The sequence below is a fragment of the Amycolatopsis vancoresmycina genome (genome assembly GCF_000716785.1).
Taxonomy (GTDB): domain Bacteria; phylum Actinomycetota; class Actinomycetes; order Mycobacteriales; family Pseudonocardiaceae; genus Amycolatopsis; species Amycolatopsis vancoresmycina.
The window spans coordinates 186,262-204,460 of record NZ_JNYY01000008.1 but is presented as its reverse complement, the minus strand read 5'-3'; the positions used below and the strand labels follow the sequence as shown (position 1 = coordinate 204,460).

Genomic DNA, 18,199 nt, shown 5'->3' with positions numbered 1-18,199 from the left:
GTGCGCAGCTACCACTGGCCGCCGCTGCTGCCCGTCGCCGCCCTGGTCCTGATGCCGTTCCTGCCGTTCGTCAACACCACCGGGCTCTGGCTCGGCCTGCCGCGGATGGTCGTCTGGGGTGCGTTCTGGTGCCTCATGTTCACCCCGGCGCTGCTGCTGTCGGAACGCCTGATGCGCGCGGGGGAGGACGACGGATGATCCTCGCCTTCACCCTCGCCGGCATCGTCTTGATCGGCGTGCTCGGCTTCGTCGGCCGCCGCCGCCCGGCCGCGGACCTCGCCGAGTGGACCGTCGGCGGTCGCCGGTTCGGCGCCGTGACGATGTGGTTCCTGCAGGCGGGGGAGGTGTTCACCACCTTCACCTTCCTCGGCATGGCGGGCCTCGCGTTCTCCGGCGGCGTCGCGGCGATGTACGCGCTGCCGTACGTCCCGATCGCCTACGTCGTCCTGTTCTTCCTCGCGAAACGCCTGTGGACGATGGGCAAGGAGCGCGGCTACCTCACCCAGGGCGACTTCCTCGAGGACCGCTACCGCAGCCGGGCGCTCGGGACGCTGTCCGCGGTGCTCGGCGTCGTCTTCGTGCTGCCCTACCTGCAGCTGCAGATCACCGGGCTGGGGCTGATCGTCCGGCTGGTCACCGGCGACACCGCGTCCGGGACGCTGAGCATGGTCGCCGGCAGCGTGCTGGTGGTCGCGTTCGTGCTGTGGGCCGGCCTGCGGGGCGTCGCGGCGACGTCCTACTTCAAGGACGGGATCATGCTGGTCGCGCTGGTGGTCCTGATCATCGCCGTGCCGACGCACTTCGCCGGCGGCATCCCCGCGGTGTTCCACAAGATCGAACAGCTGCACCCGGAGAAGCTGATCGTCCACAGTGGAGCGAACGACCACGTCTGGTTCGTGACGAGCATGCTGGTCAGCGCGATCGGCGTCGGCCTGATGACGCTGCCGCACTCGTGGCCGGCGCTGATGTCCGCGCGCGACCCGAAGGTGCTGCGCCGCAACTACGCCTGGATGCCGGTGTACGAGCTGTGCCTGCTGCTGCCGATGGTGATCGGTTTCGCGGCGATCCTCGTGGTGCCCAAAGGGAGTGACCCGAACGGCGTATTGCTGACGCTGTCGAAGGACGCTCTTCCCGGGTGGGTGACGGGCATCGTCGTCGTGGCCGCGACCGCGACCGCGATGGTGCCGGCGGCCGGGATCCTGATCGGCATCTCGTCGCTGGTGGCGCGCAACATCGTCCGCGTCCGCAGCGGCCGCCGCCAGTTCTGGATCAACCACGGCACGGTTGTGCTCGCGAGTACTCTTGCCCTCGTGCTCGGCATCTTCCGGCCGGATCTGCTGGCCAACCTCCTGTTGCTGACCTATTCGGGGTCGGTCCAGCTGGCCCCGGCGAACCTGCTGGGGTTCCTGCGGCGCGTGCCGGTCGGCAAGGGCCCGGTGCTGGCCGGGCTGGTCGCGGGCGAGCTCGTGGTGCTCTGGCTGACCTTTGTGGACACTCACCTCGCCGGCACGGTCAACGTCGGACTGGTCGGGCTCGGCGCGAACGTCGCCGTGCTCGCCGTGGCCGCGGTGGTGGCGCCGCGGCGGACTGCTCTCGTGGAGGCGGCGTGACGCGCACGGTGTTCACCGGCGGCTCGGTGTTCGACGGCACCGGCGCGGACCCGGCCCCGGCCGACGTCGTCGTCGAGCACGGCCGGATCGTCGACGTCGGGACGGACCTCGACGGCGACGAAGGCGTCGACTGCACCGGCACGGTGCTGCTGCCCGGGCTGTTCGACTGCCACGTGCACGTCACGGTCTCGGACATCGGGCTCCTGTCCCGGGTGCAGAAGCCGTTTTCCTACCAGTTCTACGAAGCCGCGCGGAACCTGTGGGCGACGCTCGGGCTGGGCATCACGACGGTCCGCGACGCCGCGGGCGCCGACCTCGGCATCAAGCAGGCGGTGGACGACGGGCTGATCCCGGGGCCGCGGCTGCAGATCTCGGTCGGCCTGATCAGCCCGACCGGCGGCCACGGCGACTCCTGGCACCCGTCCGGGCTGTGCGTGCCGCTGCTGCTGCCGCACCCGGGCCGCCCCGACGCCACCGCCGACGGCCCGGACGAGATGCGGCGGGTGGCCCGCACGCTGCTGCGCGCGGGCGCCGACGTGCTGAAGGTGTGCACGACGGGCGGCGTGCTGTCCCCGCGCGACGACCCGCGGCACGCGCAGTTCACGCCGGAGGAGCTGGAGGTCCTGGTCACGGAGGCGGCGATGCAGGGCCGCCCGGTGATGGCGCACGCCCAGGGCGCGGCGGGCATCAAGAACGCGGTCCGCGCGGGCGTGCGGTCGATCGAGCACGGGATCTACCTCGACGACGAGGCGATCGAGCTGATGCTGGGTCACGGCACCTGGCTGGTCCCGACGCTGATCGCCCCGGTCAACGTGGTCAGGGCGGCGGACGCGGGCGTGGACCTCCCGGCGGCGGTGGTGGCGAAGGCGCGCGAGGTGGTGGAGGCCCACCGCGACTCGGTCCGCCGCGCGTACGCGGCCGGGGTGCGCATCGCGATGGGCACGGACAGCGGAGTGGGCCCGCACGGCACGAACCTCGAGGAACTGGCGCTGATGGCGGCGTGCGGGATGACACCGGGCGACGTCCTGGAGGCGACGACCTCGTCGGCGGCCCGGCTGATGGGCCTGGACGGCGAACTGGGCCGCCTGGCACCGGGCCTGCGCGCGGACCTCGTGCTGGTGGACGGCAACCCGTACGACTTCCCGGCGCTGGCGGCGAACATCCGGGAGGTCTGGAAGGACGGCATCCGGGTCGTCTGACGCCGTGTCGTCCGTCCCGGTACGCGTGTCGTCCCGCCGGGTACGCGTGTCGTCCGTCAGAGGTCCGGGCTCAGCAGTTCCTTCAGCGCCGCAGCGAACTTCGCCGGGTTCCGCTGCGGCGCCAGGTGCGACCCCGGCAGCTCCGTGAACGGCAATCCCAGCTCCAAAGCGAGAATCTTCGCCGGCTGGTAGTGGTACCGCCCGCGGCTGCCCTCGCCCGCCACCGGGAAGATCTCCGTGCTCGCCTTCCGCAGCGCTCGCAGGTCCGGGAGGTAGTCGAAGAACTCCGTCAGCTCGCGGTCGAACAACCGGATCCAGTCGGCTTCGTGGGGCAGGCGGAGGTTCGGCAGGTTCGGTAGGGCCGCGCCCGCGATCGCGTCCGCGAAGCGCGTCACCGCGGCCATCAGCTCGCCCGAACGGGCCAGGCGGACCTGTTCGGCCGCCGCTTCGAGCCAGCCGCCCGCGTCCGGCATCAGGTGGACCGCCGGGGGTTCGTGGGCGACCAGCGTCGTCACGCTGTCCGGGTGCCGGGCGACCAGGTCCAGGCCGATCAGCGCGCCCGCGCTCGAGCCGAACACCATCGCCGGGCCGTCCGCCGCGTGGTCCAGGACCGCCCGTGCGTCGTCGGCCTGCAGGGACACCGGGACCGGGCCCGTTGTCGTGTCCGTGCTGCCGAAGTGGCCGCGCCGGTCGTAGGTGATCACCGTGTAGTCCGCGGACAGCTGCTTGGCCAGCGCGCGGTAGGAGTCACCCGATCCGGTGCCGCCGGCGATCAGCAGCAGCGCCGGGCCCTCGCCGCCGCGGCGGACGAGGAGCTCACCGTCCTCCACCGGGCAGCGGCTCTCCGAGATCATGCATCGAAGTGAAGCACAAGGGCCGCAAGCTAATGTGCGCGGTATGACGGAACGGCGAGCGATCCTCAGCGGGTCCGTGTTCGAGGAGCGGATCGGTTACGCGCGGGCCGTGGTGCACGGCGATCGCGTGTACGTCTCGGGCACGACGGGCTTCGACTACGCGGCGATGACCATCTCCGACGACGTGGTCGAGCAGGCGGCCCAGTGCCTGCGCAACATCGAGGCGGCGCTGGCGGAGGCGGGCTGCACGTTCGCGGACGTGGTCCGCGTCCGCTACCTGCTCCCCTCGCGCGAGGACTTCGAGCCGTGCTGGCCGGTGCTGCGCAAGGCGTTCGCCGATGTCCGCCCGGCCGCGACGATGCTGGAGTGCGGCCTGGCGGACCCGCGGATGAAGATCGAAATCGAGGTGGACGCGGTCAGAGCCGTTCGATGATCGTCGCCGTGGCCAACGCGCCACCCGCGCACATCGTCACCAGCGCCGTCGAGGCGTCGCGGCGCTCCAGCTCGTGCAACGCCGTCGTCAGCAGCCGCGCTCCCGTGCTGCCCACCGGGTGGCCCAGTGCGATCGCGCCGCCGTTGACGTTCACCCGGGCCGGGTCGGGCGAAACCACCTGCTGCCACGACAACGCGACCGACGCGAACGCCTCGTTCACCTCGAACAGGTCGATGTCACCCACCGTCATCCCGGTCCGGGCGAGCACCCGTTCGGTGGCGCGGATGGGTCCGTCCAGGTGGTAGTACGGCTCGGCGCCGACCAGCGCCTGCGCGACGATCCGGGCGCGCGGACGCAGGCCCAGTGCCGCCGCCCGGTCCGCGTCCAGCAGGAGCAGGGCCGCCGCGCCGTCGGAGATCTGGGACGACGTGCCCGCCGTGTGGATCCCGTCCTCGACCACCGGCTTGAGCCGGGCCAGACCTTCGACGGTCGTCTCGCGCAGGCCCTGGTCCCGCGCGACCAGGCGGGTTTCCCCGGTCGGCTCGCCGTCGGACAGCACGGGTGCCTTCACCGGCACGACTTCGCGGTCGAAATGTCCCGCTTCCCACGCTGCCGCGGCCTTCTGCTGAGACGAAGCGCCGAAACTGTCGACGTCGTCGCGCGTCAGCCCGCGGCGGACCGCGATGCGCTCGGCCGCGCCGTACTGGTTGGGCAGGTCGATCGACCACGACGACGGCCGCGGGGACGCGCCGGCGCGGTTCGCGCCCAGCGGGACCCGGCTCATCGCCTCGACCCCGCAGGCGACGCCGGCCTCGATGGCGTCGGCCGCGATCAGGCCGGCGACGAGGTGGGTGGCCTGCTGCGCCGAGCCGCACTGGGCGTCGATCGTCGTCGCGCCCGCCGTTTCGGGCAGGCCCGCGTGCAGCCACGCCGTGCGCGTGACGTTGTTCGACTGCTCACCGGCCTGCGTGACGCAGCCGCCGATGAGCTGCTCGACCAGCGCCGGGTCGAGCCCGGCCCGGTCCAGCAGGGCCAGCTGCGCGGCGCCCAGCAGCTCGGCCGCGTGCAGGCCGGCCAGCAGCCCGCCCCGCTTGCCGATCGGGGTTCGCACGGCTTCGACGATGACCGGCACGCCCATGTCGTCCCCTTCGTCGGGAAACACTGTCCATGCCGAAAACTAGAACAAGTTATTGTTTAGTGCAAGTCTGCCCAGGCGTGACGCCTTCTTGATCTTCGCCAGGTGAGCGCGCGCTCACCTGGCCTCATCGGTTAAGTAAACGGGTTTCACCGAGGCTCTTCCCATGGTTAACACCGTATGCTTCAATCCAACCTAGAACGTGTTCCAAGCCGAACCGTGGGAGGCAACGTGGCCGCTCCGCTCATCCCCGCCGGGTTCGACTTCACCGATCCCGATCTCCTCGCAGAACGGCTCCCCGTCGACGAGTTCGCGGAACTCCGGCGGACTGCCCCGGTGTGGTGGAACCCCCAGAAGCACAACACCGCGGGTTACCGCGACGACGGCTACTGGGTCGTCTCGCGCCACGCGGACGTCAAGGAGGTCTCCCGCGACAGCACGCTCTACTCGTCGCGGGAAAAGACCGCCATCATCCGCTTCGACGAGAACATGACCGAGGACAACCTCGAGGCGAACCGCCTGGTGCTGCTCAACATGGACGCCCCGCAGCACACGAAGCTGCGCCGGATCGTCTCGAAGGGCTTCACCCCGCGGTCCATCTCGAAGCTGGAGGACACGCTGCGCGACCGCGCCGAGCGGATCGTGCACGAGGCGCGGAAGAAGGGCGCCGGCGACTTCGTCACCGACGTCGCGTGCGAGCTGCCGCTGCAGGCGATCGCGGAGCTGATCGGCATCCCGCAGGACGACCGGCTCAAGATCTTCGACTGGTCCAACCAGATGGTCGCCTACGACGACCCCGAATACGAGGTCGCGCCCCTGGAGGCGTCGGCGCAGCTCGTCGGGTACGCCTGGAACATGGCCGAGGACCGGCGCAAGTGCCCGATGGACGACATCGCCACCAAGCTCGTCCAGGCCGACGTCGACGGCGAATCGCTCGGCTCGGACGAGTTCGGCTTCTTCGTCATCCTGCTCGCGGTGGCCGGCAACGAGACCACGCGCAACGCCATCACCCACGGCATGAAGGCGTTCCTGGACCACCCGGACCAGTGGGAGCTGTTCAAGGAGCAGCGCCCGAAGACCGCACCGGACGAGATCGTCCGCTGGGCCAGCCCGATCGTGGCGTTCCAGCGCACGGCGACCCGCGACACCGAGCTCGGCGGCGCGCAGATCAAAAAGGGCGACCGCGTCGGCATGTTCTACAGCTCGGCCAACTTCGACCACGAGGTCTTCCAGGACCCGGAGAAGTTCGACATCCTCCGCGAGGACAACCCGCACGTCGGCTTCGGCGGCACCGGTTCGCACTACTGCATCGGCGCCAACCTGGCCCGGCTGGAGATCGACCTGATCTTCAACGCGATCGCGGACGTGATGCCGAACATCACCGAGGCGGCACCGCCGGTGCGGCTGCGGTCGAGCTGGCTGAACGGCATCAAGCACTACCCGGTGAACTACGCCTGAGGAACTCCAGGACGCGTTCCCCGGTGAGCGCGGCCGCGGCCGCGTCGTGGTCGGGGCCGTCCGCGTCGGTGTAGAAGTGGCCGGCGCCCGGGTAGGTGAACACCCGGGCGCCGGCCCCCGCCGCCACCGCCGCTTCGCGCCAGGCCGCGACCTGCGCCGGGGGCGCGATCGGGTCGGGGTCGGCGACGTGCACCTGCACCGGCAGGCCGGCCCGGATCCCGGCCGGCAGCGCCCCCACGGCGTGCAGCAGCAGGACGCCGGCGGTGCCGGGCCGGTGCGGCAGCACCGCCTCGACGACGCCGGCCCCCATCGACACCCCCGCGAGCACGGTCTCCGCGGGCAGTTCGCGCACGGCGTCGAGGGCTCGCCGCGTGATGGTCTCCCAGCCGATGGTGTCCTTCAGCGCGAAGCCTTCGTCCAGGCTCGACGCCGTCCGGCCGTCGAAAAGGTCCGGGGTGGTCACGCGGTGTCCCGCCGCCCGGAGCAGGCCGGCGAAGCCGAGTTCGGCGGGCCGCAGCCCCAGCACGGAGTGGAACACCACGACGTCGGTCATCCGGCGATTCTGCCCGAAGTGTCATCATGGCCCGATGGCAGTGCGAGCGACCGTGGACGTCGAGTTCGCCCTCCGCGTGACCCGGCCCGGGCCCGCGGCGATCTCCGTCGCCGCGGCGCACGCCGACACCGAGGAACTCACCGTGTCCTGGCACGGCGAAAGCGAGCCCGTCGAATTCGGGCACGAGACCCGGGCCGAGGTCTTCGACCTGCCCGCCGGCGAACACCGCGTCACCTACCACGCCGAGCGGGCGCTGACCGAGCCCGAACCCGAGCCGGTCACCCTCGCCGACGTCGCCGTGTTCACCCGGCCGAGCCGGTACTGCCCGTCCGACCGGATCGCCGGGCTCGTCCCGCCCGAGCTGCTCAAGCTCAAGAGCGCCGAAAAGCAGGTCCACGCGATCGTCCGGCACGTCCACGACCGGCTGTCCTATGTGGCCGGTGCGAGCCGGCCCACCGACGACGCCGTCGACACCCTGCTCGCGGGCGAGGGCGTCTGCCGCGACTTCGCGCACGTCTGCATCTCCCTGTGCCGGTTCCTCGACATCCCCGCGCGCTACGCCGGCGTCTACGCGCCCGGGCTGGCGCCGATGGACTTCCACGCCGTCTTCGAGGCCGCCGTCGACGGCCACTGGTACGTCTTCGACGCCACCCGCCTGGCACCGCGACAGACCATGCTCCGGATCGCCACCGGCCGCGACGCCGCCGACACCGCGTTCCTCGCCACCCTCGGCTGCGAGCTCGACTTCCTCGGCAGCACCGTCTTCGCCACGACGGACGCCGCGCTGCCCGCCGACGACGGGTCCGGGCTGGTCGTTCTCGGCTGACCCGCGTGTTGCCTGCGCAAGGACGGCCCCGGCTGGGTAGACAGTCTTCGTGAAGAGTTCCCCGAAGGCCCCGAGCCCCTGGGCGCGGGCGCGCGCCCGGTACCGGTGGCTGGACCACATCGCCCGCGCGACCAACCGCTACATCGACTCCGGCGGCTACCACTACGTCGCCTCGATCACCTACTTCAGCCTGCTGTCGCTGGTGCCGCTGCTGATGGTCGCCTCGTCGGTCGCCGGGTTCGTGCTGGCCACCCAGCCGCACCTGCTCGACACGCTGGTCTCCGCGATCGTCAGGACGCTGCCCGGCGGGCTCGGCGGCAAGGCCACCGACCTGCTCACCGGGTTCGTGAAGCAGCGGACCAGCGTCGGCGTGGTCGGCCTGGCCATCGGGCTCTACTCCGGCTGGAACTGGATGAACGCGCTGCGGGACTCGCTGACGGCGCTGTGGGGGCAGAACCGGTCGGACCAGTCGCTGCTGCGGCTGATCCTCGTCGACCTGCTCGCGCTGCTCGGCCTGAGCGCGGCGCTGCTGGTGTCGTTCACGCTCACCATCTCCGGCACCGCGCTCGGCAGCTACCTGCTCCGGCTCGCCGGTCTCGACGACACCAGCTGGGGGCACCAGCTCGTGTCCGCGTCCTCGGTGCCGCTGTCGCTGACCGCCGACTGGCTGGTGTTCCTGTGGGTGCTGACCCGGCTGCCGCGGCAGAAGGTCGGCGTGCGCAGCGCGGTCCGCGGCGCGGTCGCCCTCGCCGTCGGGTTCGAGGTGCTGAAGCTGGCCGGCGGGTTCTACCTGCGGCTCATCGGCGATTCGCCGACCGGGATCGCGTTCGGGTCGGTGATCGGCCTGATCTTCTTCATCTCGCTCGTGGCGCGGCTGCTCGTGTTCGTCACGGCGTGGACCGCGACCGGCTCGGACGCACCCCCGAAGCCGGTCCAGCCGCCGGCGCCGGTGGTGCTGAAGCCGGTGGTCGTGGTGGACCCGCCGATCGCCGTGCCGGCCACGGTCGGCGTGGTCACCGGCGTCCTCGGCACCCTGCTCGCCCTCCGCCTGCGCCGCTCCCGTCGTGAGTGAGAAACAGTGTTAGAACACTGTTTCTCACTCACGAGCCGGGCTTCTCCGAGCCGACCAGCCACATCGAGAAGTACTGTGAGCCGCCGCCGTAGGCGTGGCCGAGCGCGCGGCGCGCGCCGTCCACCTGGTAGTCCCCGGCCCGGCCCATGACCTGCTTGGCCGCTTCGGAGAACCGCAGCATGCCGGACGCGCCGATCGGGTTGGACGAGAGCACGCCGCCGGAGGGGTTGCACGGCAGCCGTCCGCCGATCGCCGTCTCGCCCGCCTCGGTGACCTTCCAGCCCTCGCCTTCGGGCGCGAACCCGAGGTTCTCCAGCCACATCGGCTCGAACCACGAGAACGGCACGTAGATCTCGGCGACGTCCACTTCGGACATCGGGTCGGTGATGCCCGCCTCGGCCCACAGCGCCGCCGCGGCCTCGCGCCCGGCCCGCGGGTTGACCTGGTCGCGGCCGGCGAACGTGGTCGGCTCGGTGCGCATCGCCGTCGCGTGGACCCACGCCGCGCCGCCCTCGACGGCGTCCCCGGCGGCCTCGTCGCCGAGCACCATCGCGCACGCGCCGTCGGACGACGGGCACGTCTCGTCGTACCGGATCGGGTCCCACAGCATCTGCGACGCCCGCACCGACTCGACGGTGATGTCCGGCTGCTGCAGGTGCGCGTACGGGTTGAGCGCGCCGTTGCGCCGGTCCTTCGCCGCGACGATCGCGCCGACGTGCTCGGGGGCGCCCGAACGGCGGATGTAGGAGCGCACGTGCGGCGCGAAGTAGCCGCCCGCACCGGCGCCGACCGGCATCTGGAACGGCGGCAGGATCGACAGGCCCCACATGGCGTTCGATTCCGACTGCTTCTCGTAGGCCACGGTGAGCACCCGCCGGTGCACGCCCGCCTGGATCAGCGACGCCGCGACCAGCGCCGTCGAGCCGCCCACCGAGCCTGCCGTGTGCACGCGCAGCAGCGGCTTGCCGGTCGCGCCGAGCGAATCGGCGAGGAACAGCTCGGGCATCATCACGCCCTCGAACAGGTCCGGGGCCTTGCCGAGCACGACGGCGTCGATATCGGTCCACTCCACCTGGGCGTCGGTCATCGCGCGGTCGATCGCCTCGCGCAGCAGGCCCGGCATCGAGACGTCCTGCCGCTTGGCGCGGTGGTGCGTCTGGCCGGTGCCGAGCACGGCGGTGAGCTGCTTGGTCATCGGGCCTCCAGCACGGTCACCAGGTTCTGCTGCAGCGCGGGTCCGCTCGTCGCGTGCGCCACGGCCTTGCGGGATTCGCCGCGGTGGATCCGGGCCGCCGCTTCGCCGATGCGGGCGAGGCCGGCGGAGAACATCGGGTTCGCGGCGAGCGCCCCGCCCGAGGGGTTGAGCTGCACGCCGTCGCCGAGCCCGAGCGCGGTCCGCAGGATGAGCTCCTGGTGCGTGAACGGCGCGTGCAGCTCGGCGAGGTCGATGCCGTCGAGGTCCAGAGCCGCGGCCGCGGCCTCGGTGGACGGGCTCCGCGTGAGGTCGCGGGCCCCGAGCACGGGGGAGTCGACGCGGTGCTCGATCCCGGCGATCACCGCGGGCCGCTCGACGATGTCGCGAGCGCGTTCCACAGTGGACAGGACGACCACGGCCGCGCCGTCGGTGATCGGTGCGATGTCGTGCCGCCGCAACGGATCCGCGAAGTAGGGCGCGTCGAGCAGCTCGGCGACGTCCCGGCCGGTGCCGCGCGCGGCCACCTCGGCGAGGTCCTTTTCGGACCAGAGCCCGGCCTCCAGGCCCAGCCGCGCCTGGATCCCGGCGATCGAGATCGAGTCCGGCCACAGCGGGGTGACGACGTACGGGTCGAGCTGCAGGGCGAGCACCCGGCGCAGCTGCCCGGCGCTGGACTTGCCGAAGCCGTAGACGAGCGCCGTCTCGACCTCGCCCATCTTGATCTTCAGCCAGGCTTCGTAGAGGGCCCAGGCGGCGTCCATCTCGACGTGGGACTCGTGGATCGGCGGGAACGCGCCGATCGCGTCGACCGCGGCGATGAACGAGAACGCCCGCCCGGCCAGGTAGTCCGACGAGCCGGAGCACCAGAAATCGATGTCCTTTTTGGACAGCCCGGTCTGCGCGAAGACCTCGGCGAAGATCGGGACGAGCATCTCCACGCCGTTGGTGGTGCCCGGGGTTTCGCGGACGTTCGGGGCCTTCGCGAAGCCCGCGATCGCGACGTCTGGCATCAGGACCTCACAGGTGGTGGGCGAAGGTTTCGTAAGCCGCGTCGGGCTCGCCGGTCGGCTCGAAGTGGCTGATGTTCTCCAGCGACGTCCACCACTCCTCGCGCGGCTTCCAGGCGGCGCGCACGCGCATCCCCATCCGGACGTCTTCGGCGGCGCAGCCCAGCACGAGGTGCAGGAAGGCGATGTCGGCGCCGTCGAGCAGGATGTACGCGGCGACGTAGGGCGGCTTGAGCCGCTGGCCGAGGAACGGGACGTTGACGATGCAGAACGTCGTCACGATGCCGGTGTCGGGCAGCTCGACCTCGTCGGTGGTCGGCACGCCGTCGGTCGGGCAGGCCCCGCGCGGCGGGATGTAGACCTTGCCGCAGGCGGGGCAGCGCTGGCCGATCATCTTCCCCTCGGCGAGCCCCCGCAGGTAGGTGCTCTCCTCGGGCGAGGCGGAGTGCAGGTACTTGAGGTGCACCGGCGTGATGACGACGCTGATCGGCGCGCCTTCTTCGCGCTCGGCGACCGGGGGAGCGGGCTCGGTCGGGGCGGTGTCCTCGGCGTCCACCGGCAGGAAGTAGGCGATGTCCCGGATGTGCCCGACGGTCTCCTCGGCCCACCGCACGCGCACCCGCTGTCCACTGTGGATGTTGCCGGGCGAGCCGGCGTCCACGGCGTGCAGCATCGGGGTGTCGGCGCCGTCGAGCTTGACGAGCGCCCAGGCGAACGGCCGGTTCAGCGGCTGGCCGTCGAGCGGCTGCGCGCACCACGACCAGGACACGACGGTGCCTTCTTCGCCGACGGGGACGAACTCGCCGAGCTGTTCGGCGGTGACGGGGTCGTACTCGACCGGCGGCACGTGCACCCGGTCGTCGCTGCCGCGGACGCCTTCGATGCGGCGGTCACGCAGTGCGGTGACGAACCGGCCGAGGACGGGCCCGGTGGAGCGGGTGTAGTCGAAGCCGACGTTCAGCGGTGCCGCAAGCGGTGTCTCGGTCACGTCCTTGAGTGAAACATGTTCTCGTTCTGCCGACAAGGTTCCTCCGCGGAGCGTCTGGATATGTATAGAACGCGTTCTTGTCTACCGGTCGTGGAAGTCCGGTTTCCGCTTCTCCGAGAACGCCCGCGGCCCCTCCTTGGCGTCCTCGGACGCGAAGACCTCGATCCCGTACTGCGAGTCCAGCTTGAACGCCTCTTCCTCGTGCAGGCCCTCCGTGTCGCGGATGGTCCGCAGGATGGCCCGCACCGCCACCGGCCCGTTCGCGTTGACCAGCGCGGCCAGTTCCAGGGCCTTCGCGAGGGCGGTCCCGTCCGGCACCACGTGCCCGATCAGGCCGATCGCCAGCGCCTCGGCCGCGGACAGGTGCCGTCCGGTCAGCAGGATGTCCGCGGCCACCGTGTACGGGATCTGCCGGGGCAGCCGCACCGCCGAGCCGCCCATCGGGAACAGCCCCCACCGGGCCTCCGACACCCCGAAGCGCGCCGAGGAACCCGCCACCCGGATGTCCGTGCCCTGGAGGATCTCGGTCCCGCCCGCGATCGCCGGGCCCTCGACCGCCGCGATCAGCGGTTTCGTCAGGCGGCGGCCCTTGAGGAGCCCCGGGATGCGCGAAGGGTCGAACTTGCCCGACGCGAACGACTCCGACGGGGAATTGCGGGACATCGACTTCAGGTCCGCGCCCGCGCAGAACGCGCCGCCCGCGCCGGTCAGGATGCAGCTGCGGATGCCGTCGTCGGCGTCGACGCGGTCCCACGCCTCGACCATGATCGCCATCATCTCGCCGGTGATCGCGTTGCGCGCCTCGGGCCGGTTCATCGTGACGACGAGGGTCTGACCCTCCTGGGACACCAGCGCGTGCGGTTCACCCACGGAAGACCTCCTGAAGGAGCAGTGCCATTGCCCGGAACGATAACATGTTCTACTTTGAGGGCGTGGCACTCAACATCGCGGATCTTCTGGAGCACGCCGTCGACGCCGTGCCGGAGCGCGTCGCGGTCGTGTGCGGCGACCGGCAGGTCACCTTCGCCGAACTGGATGCGCGGGCCAACCGGCTCGCCCACCACCTCGCCGCGCACGGCGTGGGACGCGGATCCCACATCGGGGTCTACTCCCGCAACTCGATCGAGGCCCTGGAGGCGATGATCGCGGCGTACAAGCTGCGCGCGATCGCCGTCAACGTCAACTACCGCTACGTGCACGGCGAGCTCGTCTACCTCTTCAACGACGCCGAGCTCGTCGCCCTCGTGCACGAACGCAGTTACGCGGACAAAGTCGCCGCCGCCCTGCCGGAGACGCCGAAACTGAAACACGTTGTCGTGATCGACGACGGCAGTGACGGTGACTACGAGCGCTACGGCGGCGTCGACTACGAGACGTCGCTGGCCCAGCAGTCCCCGGAGCGGGACTTCGAGGAGCGCAGCAACGACGACCTGTACATCCTCTACACCGGCGGCACCACGGGCTACCCGAAGGGCGTGCTCTGGCGGCAGGAGGACGTCTGGCGCGCGCTCGGCGGCGGGATCAACTTCGTCACCGGCGAGTACGTCCCGGACGAATGGACGCTCGCCGAGCAGGGCAAGGCCGGGAGCCTCAGCAGGCTGCCCGCCGCGCCGCTCATCCACGGCGCCGCGCAGTGGGCCGCCTTCGGTGCCCTGTTCACCGGCAGCCCGGTGATCTTCGTGCCGCGGTTCGACGCCCACGAGATCTGGCAGGCCGTGCAGGAGCACAAGGTCCAGGTCCTCACGATCGTCGGCGACGCGATGGCCCGCCCGCTCATCGAAGCCTTCCGCGAGGGTGACTACGACGCGTCGTCGATCGTCGCCGTGTCGAGCCACGCCGCCCTGTTCTCCCAGTCGGTGAAGCAGGAGTTCGTCGAGCTCGTCCCGAACGCCGTGATCACCGACGCGATCGGGTCGTCGGAAAGCGGCTTCACCGGGATCGGCATGGTGGCCAAGGGATCCGACCACAGCGCCGGCCCGCGGGTGACCTTCGGCCTCGACGCCATCCTGCTCGACGAAGACGGCAACGTAGTCGAGAAGAAGCCGGGGGCGGTCGGGCTGATCGGCCGCCGCGGGCACGTCCCGCTCGGGTACTACGGCGATCCCGAGAAGAGCAAGAAGATCTTCGTCGAGGTCGACGGCGCCCGGTACGTCGTGCCGGGCGACTACGCCCGCTACGAGGAGGACGGCACGGTCACGCTGCTCGGCCGCGGCTCGCAGTGCGTCAACACCGGCGGCGAGAAGGTCTACCCGGAGGAGGTCGAAGGGGCGCTGAAGTCGCACCCCGACGTCTTCGACGCGCTCGTCATCGGCGTCCCGGACGAGCGGCTCGGCCAGCGCGTCGCCGCCGTCGTCCAGCTTCGCGAAGGCGTCGAAGCGGACTTGGGCGCGCTCGAGGAACACGTCCGCGGGCAGATCGCGGGGTACAAGGTGCCGCGCACGATCTGGCTGGCCGGCGAGATCGGCCGCTCGCCCAGCGGCAAGCCGGACTACCCGTGGGCCCAGCGCTACGCCGCCGAGCACGAACCGGCCGCGGCCCAGCCCGTCTGAGGAGGAACCACACGTGCGGACACCCCTGTGCGACCGGCTCGGCATCGACCTGCCGATCGTCGGGTTCACCCCGTCGGAGCACGTCGCCGCGGCGCTCAGCCGCGCCGGCGGGCTCGGCGTGCTCGGCTGCGTGCGGTTCAACGACGCCGCCGAGCTCGACCGGGTGCTCACCTGGATGGACGAGAACACCGGCGGGAAACCGTACGGCGTCGACATCGTCATGCCGGCGAAGGTGCCGGCCGAGGGCACCCAGGTCGACCTCGCGAAGCTGATCCCGGACGGGCACCGCGCGTTCGTCGACCGTGTCCTGAAGGAGCTGTCCGTCCCGCCGCTGCCGGACGACACCGACGAGCGCGCGGGCGTGCTCGGCTGGCTGCACTCGGTCGCCCGGTCGCACGTCGAGGTCGCGCTCAACCACCCGATCAAGCTGATCGCCAACGCGCTCGGCTCGCCGCCGGCGGATGTGATCGGCCAGTGCCACGACCGTGGTGTCCCGGTCGCGGCCCTCGCCGGGAAGGCCGAGCACGCGGTGCGGCACGTCGAGAACGGCGTCGACTTCGTGGTGGCGCAGGGGTACGAAGCCGGCGGGCACACCGGCGAGATCGCGTCCATGGTGCTGGTGCCGGAGATCGCCGACGCCGTCGACGTGCCGGTGCTCGCCGCGGGCGGGATCGGGTCCGGCCGCCAGGTGGCCGCGGCGCTCGCGCTCGGCGCGTCCGGCGTCTGGATGGGCTCGATGTGGCTCGCCACCGAGGAGTACCTGCAGACGATGGGGGAATCGGTGGCGATGCAGCAGGCGCTTGTCGGGGCGTCGTCGTCGGACACCGTGCGCACGCGGATCTACACCGGCAAGCCGGCCCGGCTGCTCAAGACGCGCTGGACCGAAGCGTGGGCGGCGGCCGACGCGCCCGAGCCGTTGCCGATGCCGCTGCAGAACCTGCTGGTTTCCCACGCGCACAACCGGATCCACGCGGCGAACGACCCGAGCGTGGTGTCGATGCCGGTCGGGCAGATCGTCGGCCGGATGAACTCGGTCCGCCGGGTCGCCGACGTCGTCGCGGAACTGGTGTCCGGCTACGAAGAAGCACTGTCCCGGTTGGACAAGACGCGCTGAGCGAACGAGAAGGGGCCCCGCCGCGGCGGGGCCCCTTCGTCGTGCGGTACCGGTTACAGGCCGGCAGCGGCCGCGGCGATCTTCGACGCGAACGTGCTCACCTCGGTGTAGACGCCGGGGGCGTGCGCGCGGGCGCAGCCGTCACCCCAGGACACGATGCCGACCTGGATCCAGGCGTTGTTCGCGTCGCGGCGGAACATCGGGCCGCCGGAGTCGCCCTGGCAGGTGTCGACGCCGCCGGAGGCGAGGTTGCCCGCGCAGATCTCCGCGCTCGGGATCAGGTCGGGGTAGCTGCCGCCCTGGGCGGCGCAGGTGGCGTCGTCGACGAACGGGACGGTCGCCTTGAGCAGGTAGCGCTGCTGCGCGCCGCCTTCGCGGGCCGCGCCCCAGCCGGCCACGGTGAACGTGCCGTTGTTGTACGCGCTGGTGGTCGCGATCGGCATCGTCGCCAGCCCGCTCACCGGGCTGGCCAGCTTGATCAGCGCCCAGTCGCCGCCGGTCGAGGTGCCGTAGGTGGGGGACTGGTAGACGTAGGTCGAGCGGATCTTCTGCGCGCTGGAGCTCTGCAGGTCGACGACGCCGACGGTCGCCGTGATCGAGGTGTTGGACCCCGTCCGGCTGACGCAGTGCGCGGCGGTGAGGACGATCTGGTTGGTGTAGAGCGCTCCGCCGCAGCCCATGGAAAGCCGGACCATGAACGGGAATTCGCCCTGGGCGGCCCGGGTTCCGCCGACGACGTCGGTGGACGGCGGCTGGGCGGCGGTGGCGATCGCCGGGGTGGCGAACGACGCGGCCGCGGCGACCGCGGCCAGTGCGGTGGTGGCGTTTCTGAGCAGGGTGAACCAGCGCTTGGGAGCCAAGGGGATCAGTCCTTCCAGTGTCCACAGTGGAGACCGTTGCCGTCGGCGGCTCCCTGACTACACCAGGTGATCAAGACCGGGACAACCGACTTTCTTCGGATCTTTCGGGCGGTTGGGTGATTTCTCACCGGCGGATCCGGCGAACGCCGTAGGCCGAAGCGCCGAGCAGGAGCGCGGCGCAGCCGGCCAGCACCGACGGCAGCGGCAGGCTGAACGCCAGCACCACGCACCCGGCCAGCCCCAGGGCGGCCCGCGCCTTCCCCGGCAGCGTGAGCGCGGCGGCGTTGGCGACGGCGTAGTAGGTCAGGACGGCGAAGGACGAGAAGCCGATCGCCGACCGCAGGTCGATCGACGCGGCGAGCACGGCGACGACGACCCCGACCGCGAGCTCGGCCCGGTGCGGCACCTGGTAGCGCGGGTGGACGGCGGCGAGGAACCGGGGGAGGTGGCCGTCGCGGCTCATCGCCAGCGTCGTGCGCGAGACGCCGAGGATGAGCGCGAGCAGCGAGCCGAGGGCGGCGACGGCCGCACCCACCCGGACGACCGGGGCGAGCCACCCCGGGACGGCCGCGGCGATCGGGTCCGGGCTCGCGGCGAGCGCCGCCGGGCCGAGCCGGACCAGCAGCAGCACCGCCAGCGCCGCGTAGACCACCAGGGTGATGCCGAGGGCCAGCGGGATGGCGCGCGGGATGGTCCGGGCCGGATCGCGGACCTCCTCACCGAGCGTCGCGAGCCGCGCGTACCCGGCGAAGGCGAAGAAGAGCAGCCCGGCCGCCTCCAGGACGCCCCCGCCACCCGGCCAGGCGACGAGCGGGCCGCCGCCGGACGGGCCGGCGGCCATCGCCACCCCCGCCGCGGTGAGCACGAGCAGGGTGCACGAGACGATCACCCGGGTCGCCAGCGCCGAGCGGTGCACGCCGAAGTAGTTGACGGCGGTGAGGGCGGCGACCACCGCGACGGCGAGCGCGCTCCGCCACGGCTGCCCGAGCCCGGGGGCGGCGTAGGCGACGACGGTCAGCGTCATCGCGGCGCAGCTGGCCGTTTTCCCGGTGACGAATCCCCAGCCGGCCAGGTATCCCCAGAATTCACCGAGTCGTTCCCGGCCGTACACGTACGTTCCGCCGGATTCGGGATGAATGGCGGCCAGTCGAGCCGACGACATCGCGTTGCAATAGGCGACGACGGCCGCGACGACCAGTGCGATGAGCAGCCCGGCCCCGGCGGCGCGCGCCGCCGGGGCGAACGCGGCGAACACACCGGCCCCGATCATCGAGCCGAGGCCCAGGAAAACGGCGTCGGCGAGGCCGAGCCGGCGAGCCAGCGGGGCGGGACGCATCCGGGTGATC

General features: G+C 71.5%; 18 protein-coding genes. 9 read left to right on the top strand and 9 right to left on the bottom strand.

The window, feature by feature from the left end; genetic code table 11:
• From OO60_RS20735 to OO60_RS20725, 3 genes are read left to right on the top strand one after another with little or no spacing between them, the layout of a single operon-like run.
• The gene (locus OO60_RS20735) at nt 1–198 is read left to right on the top strand and encodes a hypothetical protein (protein WP_033262014.1); all 198 of its coding nucleotides are present in this window, start codon (nt 1–3) and stop codon (nt 196–198) included.
• Entirely contained in the window at nt 195–1,610 is a 1,416-nt protein-coding gene (locus tag OO60_RS20730) for a sodium:solute symporter family protein (protein ID WP_004561247.1), read from the top strand. Before OO60_RS20735 ends, OO60_RS20730 begins: the two co-directional genes overlap by 4 nt.
• Nucleotides 1,607–2,809, top strand: a complete 1,203-nt coding sequence (locus OO60_RS20725; RefSeq protein WP_004561244.1) for a metal-dependent hydrolase family protein — start codon at nt 1,607–1,609, stop codon at nt 2,807–2,809. Before OO60_RS20730 ends, OO60_RS20725 begins: the two co-directional genes overlap by 4 nt.
• 56 nt (nt 2,810–2,865) lie before the next feature.
• On the opposite strand, the gene OO60_RS20720 is transcribed toward OO60_RS20725, so the two are convergent.
• Nucleotides 2,866–3,663: an alpha/beta fold hydrolase gene (locus OO60_RS20720; protein WP_033261911.1), complete on the bottom strand. Its 798-nt coding sequence runs from the start codon at nt 3,661–3,663 to the stop codon at nt 2,866–2,868.
• Nucleotides 3,664–3,706: 43 nt separating this feature from the next.
• Here OO60_RS20720 and OO60_RS20715 point away from each other — a divergent pair, with 43 nt between their 5' ends.
• Complete coding sequence (locus OO60_RS20715) at nt 3,707–4,096, top strand: RidA family protein (RefSeq protein WP_004561242.1); 390 nt, start codon at nt 3,707–3,709, stop codon at nt 4,094–4,096.
• Here OO60_RS20715 and OO60_RS20710 read toward each other — a convergent pair.
• The gene (locus tag OO60_RS20710; protein WP_004561241.1) at nt 4,080–5,234 is read right to left on the bottom strand and encodes a steroid 3-ketoacyl-CoA thiolase; all 1,155 of its coding nucleotides are present in this window, start codon (nt 5,232–5,234) and stop codon (nt 4,080–4,082) included. The genes OO60_RS20715 and OO60_RS20710 overlap by 17 nt on opposite strands.
• A 228-nt stretch (nt 5,235–5,462) precedes the next feature.
• Here OO60_RS20710 and OO60_RS20705 point away from each other — a divergent pair, with 228 nt between their 5' ends.
• Nucleotides 5,463–6,689 carry a cytochrome P450 gene (locus tag OO60_RS20705; protein ID WP_004561240.1) on the top strand — a complete coding sequence of 409 codons (1,227 nt, stop codon included), beginning with the start codon at nt 5,463–5,465 and terminating at the stop codon, nt 6,687–6,689.
• On the opposite strand, the gene OO60_RS20700 is transcribed toward OO60_RS20705, so the two are convergent.
• Nucleotides 6,661–7,242: a dienelactone hydrolase family protein gene (locus tag OO60_RS20700; protein ID WP_033261910.1), complete on the bottom strand. Its 582-nt coding sequence runs from the start codon at nt 7,240–7,242 to the stop codon at nt 6,661–6,663. The genes OO60_RS20705 and OO60_RS20700 overlap by 29 nt on opposite strands.
• A gap of 34 nt (nt 7,243–7,276) precedes the next feature.
• On the opposite strand from OO60_RS20700, the gene OO60_RS20695 reads away from it, so the two are divergent.
• Nucleotides 7,277–8,068 carry a transglutaminase-like domain-containing protein gene (locus OO60_RS20695; protein ID WP_033261909.1) on the top strand — a complete coding sequence of 264 codons (792 nt, stop codon included), beginning with the start codon at nt 7,277–7,279 and terminating at the stop codon, nt 8,066–8,068.
• A 49-nt stretch (nt 8,069–8,117) separates the two neighbouring features.
• Nucleotides 8,118–9,140, top strand: coding sequence for a YhjD/YihY/BrkB family envelope integrity protein (locus OO60_RS20690; protein ID WP_003058410.1), 1,023 nt, complete (start codon nt 8,118–8,120; stop codon nt 9,138–9,140).
• Between the two features lie 28 nt (nt 9,141–9,168).
• Here the strand turns inward: OO60_RS20690 and OO60_RS20685 are convergent, their stop codons facing one another.
• The 4 genes from OO60_RS20685 to OO60_RS20670 form a co-directional block, all read right to left on the bottom strand.
• Nucleotides 9,169–10,335 (bottom strand): thiolase domain-containing protein, encoded by a 1,167-nt coding sequence (locus tag OO60_RS20685; protein WP_003058409.1) that lies wholly within the window; start codon nt 10,333–10,335, stop codon nt 9,169–9,171.
• Nucleotides 10,332–11,345 (bottom strand): thiolase domain-containing protein, encoded by a 1,014-nt coding sequence (locus OO60_RS20680; RefSeq protein ID WP_003058407.1) that lies wholly within the window; start codon nt 11,343–11,345, stop codon nt 10,332–10,334. Before OO60_RS20680 ends, OO60_RS20685 begins: the two co-directional genes overlap by 4 nt.
• Before the next feature lie 7 nt (nt 11,346–11,352).
• Entirely contained in the window at nt 11,353–12,330 is a 978-nt protein-coding gene (locus OO60_RS20675; protein ID WP_003058405.1) for a Zn-ribbon domain-containing OB-fold protein, read from the bottom strand.
• Between the two features lie 81 nt (nt 12,331–12,411).
• Nucleotides 12,412–13,200 carry a crotonase/enoyl-CoA hydratase family protein gene (locus tag OO60_RS20670; protein WP_003058402.1) on the bottom strand — a complete coding sequence of 263 codons (789 nt, stop codon included), beginning with the start codon at nt 13,198–13,200 and terminating at the stop codon, nt 12,412–12,414.
• Nucleotides 13,201–13,262: 62 nt separating this feature from the next.
• On the opposite strand from OO60_RS20670, the gene OO60_RS20665 reads away from it, so the two are divergent.
• Together OO60_RS20665 and OO60_RS20660 are read left to right on the top strand one after the other, a co-directional pair.
• Nucleotides 13,263–14,879, top strand: coding sequence for an acyl-CoA synthetase (locus OO60_RS20665; RefSeq protein ID WP_205624091.1), 1,617 nt, complete (start codon nt 13,263–13,265; stop codon nt 14,877–14,879).
• Nucleotides 14,880–14,892: 13 nt separating this feature from the next.
• On the top strand, nt 14,893–15,993 hold the full coding sequence (locus OO60_RS20660) for an NAD(P)H-dependent flavin oxidoreductase (protein WP_003058396.1): 1,101 nt from the start codon (nt 14,893–14,895) through the stop codon (nt 15,991–15,993).
• Between the two features lie 53 nt (nt 15,994–16,046).
• On the opposite strand, the gene OO60_RS20655 is transcribed toward OO60_RS20660, so the two are convergent.
• Both OO60_RS20655 and OO60_RS20650 read right to left on the bottom strand, forming a co-directional pair.
• Nucleotides 16,047–16,853, bottom strand: a complete 807-nt coding sequence (locus OO60_RS20655; protein ID WP_003058394.1) for a S1 family peptidase — start codon at nt 16,851–16,853, stop codon at nt 16,047–16,049.
• 124 nt (nt 16,854–16,977) lie between these two features.
• Nucleotides 16,978–18,189, bottom strand: coding sequence for an APC family permease (locus OO60_RS20650; protein WP_003058392.1), 1,212 nt, complete (start codon nt 18,187–18,189; stop codon nt 16,978–16,980).
• Between the last annotated feature and the right edge of the window lie 10 nt (nt 18,190–18,199).

Excerpts from the sequence above, each read along its gene's own strand:
- OO60_RS20700 (WP_033261910.1), bottom strand. The coding sequence starts at position 7,242 with ATGACCGACGTCGTGGTGTTCCACTCCGTGCTGGGGCTGCGGCCCGCC.
- OO60_RS20730 (WP_004561247.1), top strand. The coding sequence starts at position 195 with ATGATCCTCGCCTTCACCCTCGCCGGCATCGTCTTGATCGGCGTGCTC.
- OO60_RS20720 (WP_033261911.1), bottom strand. The coding sequence starts at position 3,663 with ATGATCTCGGAGAGCCGCTGCCCGGTGGAGGACGGTGAGCTCCTCGTC.
- OO60_RS20685 (WP_003058409.1), bottom strand. The coding sequence starts at position 10,335 with ATGACCAAGCAGCTCACCGCCGTGCTCGGCACCGGCCAGACGCACCAC.
- OO60_RS20680 (WP_003058407.1), bottom strand. The coding sequence starts at position 11,345 with ATGCCAGACGTCGCGATCGCGGGCTTCGCGAAGGCCCCGAACGTCCGC.
- OO60_RS20695 (WP_033261909.1), top strand. The coding sequence starts at position 7,277 with ATGGCAGTGCGAGCGACCGTGGACGTCGAGTTCGCCCTCCGCGTGACC.
- OO60_RS20715 (WP_004561242.1), top strand. The coding sequence starts at position 3,707 with ATGACGGAACGGCGAGCGATCCTCAGCGGGTCCGTGTTCGAGGAGCGG.
- OO60_RS20710 (WP_004561241.1), bottom strand. The coding sequence starts at position 5,234 with ATGGGCGTGCCGGTCATCGTCGAAGCCGTGCGAACCCCGATCGGCAAG.
- OO60_RS20650 (WP_003058392.1), bottom strand. The coding sequence starts at position 18,189 with ATGCGTCCCGCCCCGCTGGCTCGCCGGCTCGGCCTCGCCGACGCCGTT.